Below are 14,078 nucleotides of genomic sequence, written 5' to 3'. Positions count from 1 at the left end.
GTACCCAGCAACGCCCCCGTTTGATTGCCAATCTGCGCCCCACCCGCTGTGGTGAGTTCTTGCGTATTAATCTCGATCTTGCCCCCTGGGCCAGTGCCAAAAATACTGTTGGCAAAAATCCCCGTGGGGGCAATGGCCCCCGCTGGTGTATCCAACAAGTCCACCGACTCAGTGGCGTTAACCACCAAGTCGCCACCATTGCCAGCACCAAAGGTGAATGTTTGTAACAGTCCGCCATCGCGTACGAGCAGACGTTGGGTATTGAGGCTTAAATCGCCAGCATTCTCGGTGGTGCCCTGAAGAGTACCGGTTAAGAGAGCCGAGCCGATAATTTCTACCGACTCAGTAGCTGTGACTCGGGCATCACCCCCGGCACCGGTACCGCTGGTAGTCGTGGAGATGATAGCCCCATCTTGCAACCGCAGTCGAGCCGTATCGATTAATAATTGACCTGCTGGCCCCGAGCCGCCGCTGCCTGCCAAGAGACCACTTTCGACGGCAGAAATGTCTAACGTACCTTGAATGGCATTGAGTAACAGGCCTTGTAAGGTGTCAAATCCTAAGCCGGTGAGTTCAATCGAATCGCTAGCTCGCAGCATCAGGTTGCCGCCTGGTCCATTGCCCCCAGCAGAGGCGGACAGTAAACCGCGATCGCGCACCTGCAGCTGCCTCGTATTAACGATCAGGTTACCGCCCCTGCCGTCGCCAATCGTATCTGTACTCAAACGGCTAATGATCTGACCATTAGCGGAGTCGCCTTGCACAGTGACCGAGTCAGCTGTGACCCTCAAATCTCCACCTGGCAAAGGCCCTAGGGTAATTGCTAAAACCTGAGAACCGTCCTCAACCAGCACCGTTTGTCCCTGTAAATCAATGTCTCCGGCACCGGGACCAATGGTGCTCAGCAGGGCTCCCTGACTCAGGTTAATCGCGCCCAATGTGGGAATGTTAGGGTACTCCAGCTCGAAGCCGGTAGGCACAGGTTTTAGACTGACCGTACCCGCCGCCGCACTACCCACTTCCAATCGTCCCGATGGGGCCGACACGGTGCCCCCGGCCACAGTGACATCTCCGCCCACCAGCGCCAGTGTTTGACCGGGGGAGACAAATAAACCGGGCAGTGTCGGGGGAAAGGTGCCCAGACCTTCCACTCGAATATTTCCTGGTGCTGCGCCCAGCTGTAACCCAACGGGAGTACTTACGGTGAGTAGCGGTGCATTGGCCTGGGTGGCGCTAAAAACATCGCCGTTGTCAAAGACGACACTATCGGCACTGCTGGCAATAAAGGAGCCTGGCACCTGGAGCACGGCATTGGGACCAAAAATTATGCCGTTGGGGTTAAGCAAAAATAAATCGACGTTGCCCTGGGCGGTAATGGCACCGTCAATGTCAGAGGGCAAATTCCCCGTAATGCGGGTAATGATCGTGGTCAAGGCCGGGTCATTTTGGAAGAGAGCGGCCCCACCCGTGGGCACTGAAAACTGTTGAAAACTATGGAACAGGGTTTGGCGATCGCTGGTCAGAGTCCCCCCAGTAATGGGGCAAAGCGTACACCCATCGGGCACGACCGAGTTAACAGGCAAGCTGGTGTCAGCACTGATCTGCGCCTGGGCAGCTGGGGAGAACCCGTTAGTGGCGAGGGTACTGAGCAGCAAGGCCATTCCCCAGCCTGTCAGCTTAGACCGGTCTAGTCGGGACATCGCCAGGAGCCTCGCTTGCAGGACGGTTCAGAACATAAGAACTATATCTACGACCCAAGTTACCTGATGTATGTCCCGATTACTATGGAGATTAGTGGAATTAAATTGTTTAGACGCCGTTTCCCAAAAGCATGGGAGGCTGAATGGCGATGCGACTGGTGCGGGTATTGAACAGACGACCTTGGTGGTGTAACTGGTGGCGACATATTGGGCGGCGCTGGCTGTTGATGTTGATGGCGGCCAGCTGCTGGCTCGTCATCTGGGGCATACCTGGGATGGCAAGCACCCAGAGGTCTCTCCCCGTCCATCTAAACCCGATACGTGTCTCGCTCCATGGTGCCGAACAGGGACGCAGTGGGGTTAGGGATGATTCACCTAATTCACCTGATGCATTTATGGCTGAAGGCTCTGCTTTATTTGCAGCGGGACGGCTGGCAGCGGCGGCTGATGTCTGGCAGCAGGCAGCTAAAGCCTATGGGACCCATGGCCATTCCTTAGACCAGGCCAGGGCACTACACTATCTGGCGCTTGCCTATTTCAACCTCGGCCAATGGGAGCTAGCCCAGCAGGCCAACACCGAGAGTCAAACGCTTTTGGCCATGACCTCGCAATCCGAGTCGCTGCTGGGGGCCAGCCTGAATTTGCAGGGTCAACTGCAGCTGGTGCTGGGACAGCCGGAACAGGGAATTGAGACCTGGAAACAGGCGGCGGCTATCTATGGGTCGGTGGGTGACGCCACGGGACAACTGGGGGCGCAGCTCAATCAGGCCAGGGCACTACAAACGTTGGGCCATTATCAACAATCTCAGCGGTTATTAGAGCAGTCGCATACGGCGGTCGAGGCCCAGTCTGACCTGGCCGTCAAAGCCACCAGTCTCAAGCTGTTGGGTACAGCCCTGCAGGCTGTGGGTGCTTTGGAGCGATCGCAATCCCTACTCACAGAAAGTCTGACCATTGCCCAGCAGCTAGCCGCAACCACACCAGTGTTTGCGGAGCAAGCCAGTGCCACGCTGCTCAGTCTGGGGGATACCCTGAGTGCTCAAGGAGAAACCGCTGCGGCCCTGACCCATTATCAACGGGCAGCTGAAATCGCTGTCCAGCCGCTGACCCAGATTCAGGCTCAGCTCCATCAGCTCCAACTTTTGGTCAAAACCGAACAGTGGGCTCCCGCTCAGTCACTCATATCGACGCTGCTGCCACCGCTCAAGGCTCTGTCCCCGTCGCGGGATAGCGTTTATGCCCAAGTTAATTTTGCCGATAGTTGGATCCGTGCGACTCAAGGCCTACCCGCTCAGCCGGCCCAGCAAACTCAGATTGCCCGCCTGCTGGCCGATGCGGTGCAGATGGCCCGTAGTTTATCGGATACCAGGGCTGAAGCCTTTGCCCTAGGGCAGCTGGGCCATCTCTATGAGAGCGCTCAGCAATGGCAAGGTGCGCAGCGGTTAACGCACCAGGCCATGCAGCTGGCAGCAGGATTGGATGCCCCTGATTTGAAAACGGCCTGGCAGTGGCAGCTGGGGCGGATTTTAACGCAGCAGGGGCAGACGGAGGCTGCGATCGCAGCCTACGGTCATGCAGTGAACTCGCTGCAATCGCTGCGTCAGGAGCTGGTAGCCCTCAACCCCGATCTACAGTTTTCCTTTCTCGAAACCGTGGAGCCGGTTTACCGTGAGCTGGTGTCGTTACTATTAGATAACCGTCCGGATCAGACCCAGCTGCACCAGGCCAGACAGCTGATTGAATCCCTACAGCTGGCGGAGCTGGATAACTTTTTTCGCCACGCGTGTTTGCAGGCCCGACCTCAGCTAATTGACACAGTGGATGCCACGGCCGCTGTGCTTTATCCAATTATTTTGCCCGACCGGTTAGCTGTGATTGTTTCTCGACCGGGGCAGCCCCTATTTCACTACGAAACTCGGTTGCCCCAGGCTGACATTGAGGCCGCCCTCGCCCAGCTGCAGCTTTATCTCAATCCTCACTTTTTTGAAGCGGATCGGCTGCAGGTGTCTCAGCAGCTTTATGACTGGCTGATCCGGCCCGCAGAGGCGTTTTTAGGGGATACCCAAACGCTGGTTTTTGTTTTAGATGGCGTGCTGCGCAATTTACCCATGGCGGCGTTATACGATGGACAACAGTATTTAATCGAACGCTACAGCATCGCTCTTAGTCCAGGGCTACAGCTGCTAGAGCCCCAGTCCCTCAATGTGGACCGTCTGGAGGTATTGACCGGTGGCCTGAGCGTCCCTCAACAAGGATTTGCCGCCTTGCCCGCTGTGGATACCGAAGTCAGCCAAATTGCCGCTACGCTGCCCACCACCCAACTGCTCAATCAAACCTTTACCACCGAGCGCCTAAAGCGCACCCTCGGGGAAACCCCCTTTACAGTGGTGCATTTGGCCACCCACGGCCAGTTTAGCTCTAGGGCAGAGGATACCTTTTTAGTCACCTGGGATGGCCGCATCAATGTTCAAGATCTAGATGCCCTGCTGCAGCCTAGACGGCGAGATCCAGAGCAGCCCTTAGAACTTTTGGTGCTCAGTGCCTGTCAAACGGCTACGGGGGACAGACGGGCGGCCTTAGGGTTGGCTGGAATTGCCCTGCGCTCTGGAGCCCGCAGTACTCTGGCTACTCTGTGGCAGGTGAATGATGAATCTACCGCCACGCTGATGGGAGAGTTTTACCAACAGCTAACGGATCACCCCGGTATGACTAAAGCGACGGCCCTGCGGGCAGCCCAGCTGAGTTTGTTAAAACAGCCCCAGTATCGGCAGCCTTTCTACTGGGCACCGTTTGTTTTGGTGGGCAACTGGCTGTAGCGACTGGCTGTAGTGCCCAAGGGATAAAGGGATAAAGCTTTTATAAGCTCCAAAGATGATGTCTGCACAGGCGCTTTATGGCAACCTGTGCAGACATCATCTGTATAAATAAAAGAACAGATCCTGAGGTTTGTCGTGAGGTTTTATGAAGTGATTCTAAATCTTGGGGAACTAAACAAGAAAATTAAATAAGGTTTAGTCCGGGTGCCCACTCTGTCTTCCATTGAGAGGGATAACTAATTCAGACCATGAGTATTGGCCCATCCTACATATTCCTTTAAAATCTCCCCTTCCATAATCTGCCGTGTATACACAAGTCGGAGAGTAAGCTCAAAGCTTCGAGCCCTCATCCCCCAACCCCTTCTCCCCCAGGGAGAAGGGGAGCTAGACTCAAAGTCCTTCTCCCCCAGGGAGAAGGATTTAGGATGAGGGGTAATGCAGGAGTTAGAGCCACTTTCCAACTCAATCTTCTAGATATGTATATACGGCAGCTTCCATAATAGAAAATCTCCCCTTTTTGTATCCGATGCTGATGAAATCTTCCCCGCGTCTGTATCTCCCTCTCCTGGCCACACTATTGCTCGGATTGGGAGGCGCTACGGCAGATGCCAAGCTCATGGTCCTCTTTGACCCGCCCACTGACGAAAGGGTAGACAATTCTCGGGGTGGGGCGTCTCGTCCTACTGAGACAAAGTGTAGTCATGATGATGCCTATGGTGTACCCCTGACAGCGCTAATTCCTGAGTCTGGTCTAGGGTTAACCGTTGCCCCTCACCCTACCCTGCTGGTGTATGTGCCACCGACAACGGCCCCTCAGGCCCATTTGACATTGAGGGATGAGAACCAGCGCGGGCTCTATCAAAGCCGGATCCCAATTCCTCAAACTGGCGGTGTCCTGCAAATTGCTTTGCCAGCCGATAGTCCTGAACTGGCAGTGGGGCAAACCTATCACTGGTCCCTAGCTCTTCTCTGTCAGCCTACTCAGACGGATCTCCCCATAGCCAGAGGCCAAATCCGTCGTGTGGAGCTGTCTGAGACGCTGTCTGAGGCGCTGACCGAGGAACCGTCGCTGTTCTCCCAATCAGCGGTCTATGGGCGCTCTGGAGTTTGGCATGATATGCTGGCCACCCTGGTTAACCTGCGACATACCCAGCCAGAGAATAGTATCCTTGAGAATAATTGGGCTGAGGTCCTCCAAGCTGAAAATTTGGGTGCGATCGCAAACATGCCATTATTGAACGACGAATCGAACGACGAATAAACCCCGTAGGACAAGAACACCAAACAGCGGACAGACAAGACTTCTCAAGTGGCCTAGATGACTTAAATGCGATGGATTGCTGCACTTTTAACAACGCCGATTATGGCTGGCGTCGTGATCGCCATGCGCTATACAGGTGCACTGCAGTTATTAGAATGGGCCATCTACGATCAGTATTTTCAGCTAAGGGCAACAGAATCCATTGACGACCGCATTGTCCTGGTCACCATCGCAGAAGCCGACATCAATGCCCTGGGGCAGTGGCCCCTCTCCGATGCCACCCTAGCCCAGCTGATGCGCAACCTCAATCAGCATCAGCCAGCTGTCATTGGGTTAGATTTATACCGCGATCTGCCGGTAGAGCCTGGCTATCAGGACTGGGTCGAGGTGATGGCCTCCACCCCGAATCTGATTGGGGTGGAAAAAGCCATTGGCCGCACGGTGGCCCCCCCGGATGAGCTAGAACGTCAGGGACAAGTGGCCTTGACCGATTTACTGGTGGATGCCGATGGCAAGTTTCGTCGGGGGTTGTTATCCCATCCCAATACCGATGACCAGCTACGGCTGGGGTTGGGCGCTGAGCTAGCGGTGCGGTATTTGGCGACTCAAGACGTGCCCCAAGAGATCGTCGATGCGGATCGAAAAATATATCGGCTGGGGCAGGCCAGATTCAGACCCCTGCGCCGCAACGACGGTGGCTATATTCGCACCAATACCGGTGGCTATCAAATTCTGATTAACTTTCGAGGCCATGACCAATCCTTTCCCCAAGTGTCGGTGACCGATGTTTTAAATAATCGGGTGGCACCCGACCAGATTCGCGATCGCATTGTCATCGTGGGGGGAGTGGCCACCAGCCTCAATGATCTGTTCTACACTCCCTACAGTAGCCGTCTGATCAATACGCCGGAAGCAACGGCAGGCATGGTGATCCATGCGAACCTAGCCAGCACTATCATCAGTGCAGCCCTCGATGGTCGTGCTGTTCTACGGGTGTGGACTGAGCCCATGGAACTGGCCTGGATACTGGTTTGGTCCGGGGTTGGGGCTGTGGGCTACTGGTGGTTGCTAGCGGTAAAACGCCATAGTCAACGGCTGTTAACCCGTCTAGTGGTCTGGATTGTCTCAGTAATTGTGGCGGGGGGGCTGTTGGTGGGCTGTAGCTACCTAGCCTTTTTAGGCGGATGGTGGATTCCGGTGGTTCCTCCTTTTATGGCATTAATGGGGTCTGCTAGTGCGATCGCAGGTTACGAAGCCCTCAAGCTGCAACAATATCGCATAGAGCTGGCCCAGCAAAACCTCAAACTAGAAAAAGATAAAATTCGAGCCGAGGCTGCGTCCCAAGCCAAAAGTCAGTTTTTAGCCAAGATCAGCCATGAATTTCGCACCCCTCTCAACGCTATCCTCGGCTTTACTCAGCTCATGGACCAAGATCCATCCCTAACCGAGCAACAGCAAAAGTCTCTAGACATTATCAATCTCAGTGGCGAACATCTGCTCAATTTAATCAACGATATTCTCGAAATTTCTAAAATAGAGGCAAATCGCGTTGTCCTAAACGAAACTAACGTAGACCTGTACAGTCTCCTAAATCTGTTGCAGGGCATGCTGGAGCCAAAAGCAAACGCAAAAGAGTTGCAGCTGCATTTTGAGCGGCGTTCTAATGTGCGTCAGTTCGTCACCACCGATGAAGGCAAACTACGCCAAATACTCATTAATCTGTTAGACAACGCCATCAAATTTACCCAGGTAGGCAGCATTGTTCTACGTCTTTCAGAGACTGTGGTTGATCGAGCTCAAATTATGCTGCACTTCGAAGTTGAAGACACAGGCCCTGGCATTGCCGCAGAGGATGTCCCTCAGCTTTTTGAGATTTTTAACCAAGGCACAATCGGTCAGACCTCCTTAGAGGGTGTGGGTTTAGGATTACCCATTAGTCAGCAGCTAGTTAATTTAATGGGGGGAGAGATTACTGTTAAACGTGGTTCGTATCAAGGAACAATATTTCAGTTTGATATTCCAGTCAATCTAGAACCGTCATCCCAAAAGAGTATGCTTCCGGTTGAGAAGGTGGGAGCCCTTGTTGCTGACCAGATAAACTTTCGCATCCTGATTGCCGACGATGAACCCATTAGTCGAAAACTTCTAAACAAACTGCTAACATCCCTAGGATTTCAGATCCGTGAAGCAGCCAATGGCCAAGAAGCCGTAGAGCTGTGGGAAAGCTGGCACCCCCATTTTATTTGGATGGATATGCAAATGCCGGTCATGAATGGTTGGGAAGCCACCCGCCAAATTCGGCAAAAAAGTCGAGAAACCAATGTCTCCTCCCCTACCATTGTGGCGCTGACTGCCAATGCATTTGCCAAAGACCGTGAACTAAGCCTGGGGGCTGGCTGTGATGATTTTGTGAGTAAACCCTTCCGCAGAGATGAACTGCTAGACAAACTATCCCAGTATTTGGGAGTACGCTATCAGTAAAGAGATTAAAGATATTTGCCGCATGGTAACCCATATCGGGATGCGATCATCCAACTAGAAAATTAATTGTTACGGTCTCACCTAGCTGTAATCAGCACACACGCGTAAGAGACCCACAAAAAATTCAAGATTAGATAAACATTAAGCTGATGTATAAACTAGCCATGCAATATCGCGTAGAATCGATGCTAATAGCCTACTCTATTGAACGCATAAATTAATTGCTTATGAGATATTCATTGCCTGATTCATCCAACAATGTTGTTCATCTAATCAAGCGATGGGCTGTCTTGCTGGGGTCACTGAGCGCTTTATTTTTATCTTCTGGCTGTCGAGCTAGTTCCAATCAAAACATCGCAGTAGGTTCAGATAAAGTCATTCGGTCGGCCTATGCCAGCTTAGAAGAACTTTTTCAAACTGAAATCATTAATATCGGACTAGAAAAGTTAGGCCATACTCCCGTCTCTGGCTCCGAACTAGAATACGATGTTATTCATCAAGCTATTGCCCGTGACTATTTGGACTATACAGCCGTTCATTGGTACCCAATTCACAAGGATTTCTTTGAACAAAACGGTGGAAACACCTCATTCAAACGCTTGGAGCCTGTGGTAGAGAGTGCCCTGCAGGGATATCTCATTGATAAAAAAACATCAGCTGAAAGAAATATTACGGGCCTACCCGATCTCCAGGATCCAGCAATTGCGCAACTATTTGACACCGACGGCAATGGCAAAGCTAATCTGGTAGGCTGTCCCCGTGGCTGGGCCTGTCGAGAAGTGATTGAATCCCATTTAGATGACCACAATCTGCGCGACACCGTAGAACAGGACAGCCATGATTACAATGCCTCTATGGAGAAAATTATTGAGCGCTACGACGCAGGTGAACCAGTGCTTTATTTCACATGGACACCTCTATGGGTTAGCAGTGCTCTAGTCCCAGATCAAGATGTTGTTTGGTTAGATGTGCCTCCCCTTGGTCCCCAGGAAAATGCATCCATCGTTGATGGTAAAAATCTCGGGTTTGAGATTAATGATATTCACATCCTAGCAAATCGTGAGTTCCTAAAAGAGAATCCGGACATTGCTCGATGGTTCGAGCTAGTCAATATTCCGATTATGGATGTCAGCCTCCAAAATCAACGTATGCGTAATGGAGAGAATAATCCTGAAGATATTCGTCGCCATGCAGAGGAATGGATTCGAGAGAACCAAGGTGCGTTTGACGGCTGGCTAGAGGATGCCCAACAGGTATCCGAGAGATAAATTGAGACCATAGCATTTTCATGGTCTCAATCAACAACGCCATTAGCCTGGTGAACACCCAGTCTTTTGATCATCTAGAGACCAGGTTTTCACCAGGCCATCATAGCCACCGCTGGCTAACATTGTTCCTTGTTGGTTAAAGGCAAGACCATAGACAAACCCAGAATGTCCCCGTAGGGTGCAGCGTTCTGTAGCCTGTTGCCAGTCCCATAGTTTAATAGTTTCATCAAAACTGCTACTGGCCAAGGTTTTACCATCAGGACTAAAGACCACATTAGCCACCACAAAATCGTGACCGCTTAGGGTATTTTCAATAGCCCCCGTCGACAAATTCCAAATTTGGACATCGGTATCATAGCTGCTACTGGCAATATATTCCCCATCAGAGCTAACCGCCACACCTGTTATTCTATCGGTCCCTGACTTATAGGTGCGCACGGATGTTTTATTGTCCATGTCCCATAGGGTAATCACCCCATCTTTATCGCCGCTGACAACATGTTGAGCATTAGCGGCAGAGAATGCTATGGCATTAAGCGGTGCGCCAGCCTCCAACAGGGTAAACTCTTCCAATCGTTTCTCAAGATTCCAGATACGAATGGTGCCCTCACTTCCACCACTGGCTAGAAGCGAGCCATCAGCATTGACCGCTAGACTCAAAATCCTGCCAGAACGACCGGAAAACCGATGCTCTTCTACACCCGTATCGGCATTCCAGAGAACAATATCGCCATCTCCTCCTCCGGTGATCAAATACCGTCCATCGGGGGTAAATATCACACTATTTACCCGGCCTGCATGGTTGAGAGTGCGCTGCACTTTCCCCGCCGATAGATCCCATAGCTTAACAGTTTGATCATAGCTGCCGCTGGCCAATAGAGAAGCATCGGGCCGCAGATCGACACTGAGCACAGTAGCCGTATGCTGGGCCAGAGAGCGCTGCGAGGGTGTCGGCGTTACCGCTGGGGTTTCCTGAACACTTGGTTGAGACGTATTCGATGCCCGATTCAGACTGCCCGAGATAATTCCAAACGTGGCACCAATCAGACCAATTGCTGCAACCACAGCAATTGATGGAGCCAAAATCTGATTTTTTTGAACCATTATTATTCTTAGTGCAATTCAATAACAGTGAGGAAACAAATGAGTATTGAGACGATATAAAATTACAATAGCTGTCGTAACCGGATAAGCGATAGAGTGATTTCTCAGCCTAACGCAAGCTGGATTGAACCAGGACAGCAGTAGTCATCTCTTCATACTTTTCAAAGGGTTGATGAATCCCAGGAGTGGAGAGGAAACGTAAACATCTCACCTTGCAGGTACGACTATATTTGGCATGGGTTCGTACCAAGGTGCAACAATCCCCAACTTTTTACCGGACATTAGGCAACGAGTTCAGTGGCTTTAGTCTCTGTCGTGTTGGATTCACTGGGTTCGTAAAGATACTCAAACCAATTACCAAAGGGATCACGACCGTAAAAGGATGCTGTACCATCACGGTGCTCATGAATTTCAGTTAGTTTGATATCTTCCTGGCTAAGCTTGGCATAAGCCTCATCAATGGCCGCCCGGTGATCAAATACAAAACCAAAGTGGGGGCCTGCTTGATCATAGTCTGGGCTGAGCAGCGCTAGCCCATCGTTGCCCGCTTTCAAATATGCCCAGTCGCTATCCTGCCACACTAGGTTCATCCCTAGATTTTGATAAAACTTGGCCGCAGCTGCGATATCGTTTACGCAAATGGCAACGTGGCCCAGACGTTTTAGTTCCATGGTTTATTGTCCTTAAACAGCGGTTTTTATATTGTAGATGGGTGGGGTGAGACACAGTCCTAGTCATTACAATGGTGGCAATAATTTGATTGGTACCGACTACGGTTTTCCCTAACGGTCTTAGTCAAAGCGTCGATTACTATAAAATCACAGCAAAAAAAGGACTAAAACATCATGGATGCAGCATTTGACAGCGATAAGCGCAGAGTTTTATCGGCTCTTTCCCACGGCTCTATATTTCTGAGTCAGCTGGTATTTTCAGCTGGCATACCGGCAGCCCTGTGGATTATTTCTGACGATCCGGTCGTTAAAGAAAACTCTAAAGAGGCATTAAACTTCCACCTCAATATCTGGATCTACAGCTTTATCATCGGAGTCTTATGCTGGCTACTGATCGGCTGGCTGTTTGTGATTCCCCTGTTGATTTTTCAGTGGGTGACGCCAATTTTAGCAATCTTAGCTAGCTTTCGTGATCCTGATAGTGCTTTTAAATACCCATTCATTATCCGATTTCTTTAAATACAATATTCAAGAATCGGCTCAATCACTCTGATATAAAAGGAAGAACACAACTTCAACATTGCCTTTGGTATCCGGGTAAATACTGAGATAATTTCATCGTTTAATAACACATAAAGACTTGACTAATCTCCTGATAGATTATTGTTCAAGATGAATAGAAGAATAAGCAGCCCGCCTAGACTGTTGGGCTGCTTTTTTCGTCAATGCATTCGGCAAAACTCTGTGAAGAAAGATCGCTGGTTTGATTGGACTGAATATGCACTGCTTTTAGGGTCCGGTGCTGGAGCAGTCGCTTCGGTGGCTACACAGCAGGCGTTACTGGCAGCGGCGCCGCTATCGCTGTTGGCAGCGTTGGGGTTAATTAGTCGACGGCAGCTCCAGACCCAGCTATCCCAAAGCCAATCGGTGATGGTATCGGTCAATAGCAGGCTGGATAAGCGGCTACACGATGTCCAAGAGCAGCTGACAGAGCTGCCTACCCATGGGCACCTCAGCGCGATGCGGCAGTCAACGGTTGCTCAAACTAAGCAGGATATTTTGAGCCTGTCCCAGGTGATAGAGCATACGCGCAAAAAACTGACCTCACAGATCGATGAGAAAGAATTCCCAGAACTACAAGAACTGCGCGAGTATCTGGTAGAGCTGCAGGAGCGCTATACAGAACTGTCCATCGACTTTAAAGATGTTAAATCTCGCTGTCAGCGGTTGTCGGATATGAGTCGTGTTGAAGCGACTGAGACAATGGTGGCTAAGCTTGAGACAGAGCTCATGCAGCTAAAAGTGCATTTAGAATCGCTGGGTGCAAATGCAAAAAATAACTACACCGGCCTAAATGACAGGCTGACCTATCTCAAGCAGCAGGTACAGCAGCTGACTACAGAGGAACGTCAGTCGTTGCTAAAAGGGGAAGTACAGAAGTTGGTGCAAACCGTCTCAGGGATGGTATCTCGAAATGAGTTTTTGGAACTCACGACCCGGCTGACGGAAAGCACAGCCGATAAACTGATCCTGCAGGAACTGCAGACCCAAAGTTTGGATAGAACAGAACAGTTCCAACAACGCCTGGAGCGGTTAGAGCAGCATCTGGAAGGTATGACTGACTCCATACTAGAAGCAGTGGCAGAAACAGTCGAACCGAGTCAGGCAGGTGCCGCCAGTGTTGCCCAGTTGCAAAAGCGTTTAGATGCTACCGATCAGCAAATGGGGATGATTACGGGGGCTGTATTGGAAGCGGTGTCCGAAACTTTAGAACCGTTTCAAACGACTGTAGCCACCTCTGTAGCTAACAGTGCCAGCGATTGGCTGTTGGACTTTGATTCGCCTGAAGGAATGTCCAGTGGAGGGATGTCCAACAGTCGCCAAGCGTTAGAACAGTTGCTATCCCAAACCCGTGAACGGCTGGTACTGGTTTGGCCTTGGGCTGATAGTGTGGTGCTAGATGACAGTCTTCTACAGCAATTTCGCCAGCTGTTAGAGCGAAACTGTCGACTCGATATGGGCTGGTGTCACCAGGGAGAGCATCGTGAGCATCCGTTGCTGCGCAATATTAGCCAGCGTTGGTGTGAGAATAGTACTCGACATCAGCACCTAAAACAGGCTCTCAATCAATTGCTACCTCTAAAACAGGAATATCCAGATTTATTCTCCTTTAAGATTTTGGGCACTACTGAGAACTTTGCTGTGTGTGATGCTAAATACGCTCTAGTGGGGATGCGGGCGTTACCCACCCAGACTAGTTTGTTCCCAACGGTGAAACTAAAGCTGCGCACCACTGACCCATCGGTCATTCGCCCGTTGCTTCAACGTTTTGAGAATCCTGCTATTGATGCTGACGATGCGGGAGCCTTCTTTAATCGAGGGGTTACCCGCTATGACATTCGTGACTGTAACGGGGCGATTGAAGACTTTACCCAGGTGATTAATATTCGCCCGAGTGCGGCTGCGTACAACTCCCGTGGAGTTGCTTGGGTTGAAATCGGGGACTATGCCAGAGCCCTACAGGACTTTGGCCATGCGATTCGATTAGACGCTCGTTTATTTGCTGCTCGCTGTAATCGAGGGGTGCTTAGAATGACGGTACGAGACTATGGGGGTGCCCTGAGCGATTTTGACGTGGCTGTGGATCTGCGTCCCCAGAGTGCAGTTCCTTATTTTTATCAGGGACAGGCCCTGCAGTTTTTGGGTGATCTGCAGTAGGCAATTAGACAGTTTGGGCTGGGGATTGAACGCCAGCCCAAACTGGCACTGCCCTACTG

At 51.1% G+C, this 14,078-nt stretch carries 10 protein-coding genes; 6 read left to right on the top strand and 4 right to left on the bottom strand.

Annotated features, from left to right (window positions below; genetic code table 11):
- Positions 1-1,700: two-partner secretion domain-containing protein (locus IQ260_RS16545; protein WP_193994213.1), on the bottom strand; the 1,700-nt coding region annotated here is incomplete at its 3' end.
- 109 nt (positions 1,701-1,809) lie between these two features.
- Positions 1,810-1,986 (bottom strand): hypothetical protein, encoded by a 177-nt coding sequence (locus IQ260_RS31095; protein ID WP_228016183.1) that lies wholly within the window; start codon positions 1,984-1,986, stop codon positions 1,810-1,812.
- Between IQ260_RS31095 and IQ260_RS16540 the strand changes: the two genes are divergently transcribed.
- The 4 genes from IQ260_RS16540 to proX all read left to right on the top strand — a co-directional run bounded on the left by IQ260_RS16540 (position 1,976) and on the right by proX (position 9,526).
- Complete coding sequence (locus IQ260_RS16540) at positions 1,976-4,516, top strand: CHAT domain-containing protein (protein ID WP_228016182.1); 2,541 nt, start codon at positions 1,976-1,978, stop codon at positions 4,514-4,516. The genes IQ260_RS31095 and IQ260_RS16540 overlap by 11 nt on opposite strands.
- A 532-nt stretch (positions 4,517-5,048) precedes the next feature.
- On the top strand, positions 5,049-5,777 hold the full coding sequence (locus IQ260_RS16535; RefSeq protein WP_193994212.1) for a DUF928 domain-containing protein: 729 nt from the start codon (positions 5,049-5,051) through the stop codon (positions 5,775-5,777).
- A 66-nt stretch (positions 5,778-5,843) separates the two neighbouring features.
- On the top strand, positions 5,844-8,258 hold the full coding sequence (locus IQ260_RS16530) for a CHASE2 domain-containing protein (protein WP_193994211.1): 2,415 nt from the start codon (positions 5,844-5,846) through the stop codon (positions 8,256-8,258).
- A gap of 227 nt (positions 8,259-8,485) precedes the next feature.
- Positions 8,486-9,526: a glycine betaine/L-proline ABC transporter substrate-binding protein ProX gene (gene proX, locus IQ260_RS16525; protein WP_193994210.1), complete on the top strand. Its 1,041-nt coding sequence runs from the start codon at positions 8,486-8,488 to the stop codon at positions 9,524-9,526.
- A 42-nt stretch (positions 9,527-9,568) separates the two neighbouring features.
- On the opposite strand, the gene IQ260_RS16520 is transcribed toward proX, so the two are convergent.
- The gene (locus IQ260_RS16520; RefSeq protein WP_193994209.1) at positions 9,569-10,630 is read right to left on the bottom strand and encodes a WD40 repeat domain-containing protein; all 1,062 of its coding nucleotides are present in this window, start codon (positions 10,628-10,630) and stop codon (positions 9,569-9,571) included.
- Positions 10,631-10,911: 281 nt separating this feature from the next.
- Positions 10,912-11,301 (bottom strand): VOC family protein, encoded by a 390-nt coding sequence (locus tag IQ260_RS16515; RefSeq protein ID WP_193994208.1) that lies wholly within the window; start codon positions 11,299-11,301, stop codon positions 10,912-10,914.
- Positions 11,302-11,475: 174 nt separating this feature from the next.
- Here IQ260_RS16515 and IQ260_RS16510 point away from each other — a divergent pair, with 174 nt between their 5' ends.
- Both IQ260_RS16510 and IQ260_RS16505 read left to right on the top strand, forming a co-directional pair.
- A complete protein-coding gene (locus IQ260_RS16510) occupies positions 11,476-11,820 on the top strand; it encodes a DUF4870 domain-containing protein (RefSeq protein WP_193994207.1) in 345 nt (114 codons plus the stop codon).
- A gap of 225 nt (positions 11,821-12,045) precedes the next feature.
- The gene (locus IQ260_RS16505) at positions 12,046-14,019 is read left to right on the top strand and encodes a hypothetical protein (RefSeq protein ID WP_193994206.1); all 1,974 of its coding nucleotides are present in this window, start codon (positions 12,046-12,048) and stop codon (positions 14,017-14,019) included.
- Positions 14,020-14,078: the final 59 nt, after the last annotated feature.

The organism is Leptolyngbya cf. ectocarpi LEGE 11479 (genome assembly GCF_015207065.1).
Lineage (GTDB): Bacteria > Cyanobacteriota > Cyanobacteriia > Phormidesmidales > Phormidesmidaceae > Leptothoe > Leptothoe ectocarpi.
Note: the sequence above shows the minus strand (reverse complement) of the source record. Positions and strands in the feature narration are given on the sequence as shown.

Bases quoted from the DNA above. Each gene is read 5' to 3' on its own strand.
- IQ260_RS16540 (WP_228016182.1), top strand. From the start codon at position 1,976: ATGGCAAGCACCCAGAGGTCTCTCCCCGTCCATCTAAACCCGATACGT.
- IQ260_RS16535 (WP_193994212.1), top strand. From the start codon at position 5,049: ATGAAATCTTCCCCGCGTCTGTATCTCCCTCTCCTGGCCACACTATTG.
- IQ260_RS16530 (WP_193994211.1), top strand. From the start codon at position 5,844: ATGCGATGGATTGCTGCACTTTTAACAACGCCGATTATGGCTGGCGTC.
- proX (WP_193994210.1), top strand. From the start codon at position 8,486: ATGAGATATTCATTGCCTGATTCATCCAACAATGTTGTTCATCTAATC.
- IQ260_RS16520 (WP_193994209.1), bottom strand. From the start codon at position 10,630: ATGGTTCAAAAAAATCAGATTTTGGCTCCATCAATTGCTGTGGTTGCA.
- IQ260_RS16515 (WP_193994208.1), bottom strand. From the start codon at position 11,301: ATGGAACTAAAACGTCTGGGCCACGTTGCCATTTGCGTAAACGATATC.
- IQ260_RS16510 (WP_193994207.1), top strand. From the start codon at position 11,476: ATGGATGCAGCATTTGACAGCGATAAGCGCAGAGTTTTATCGGCTCTT.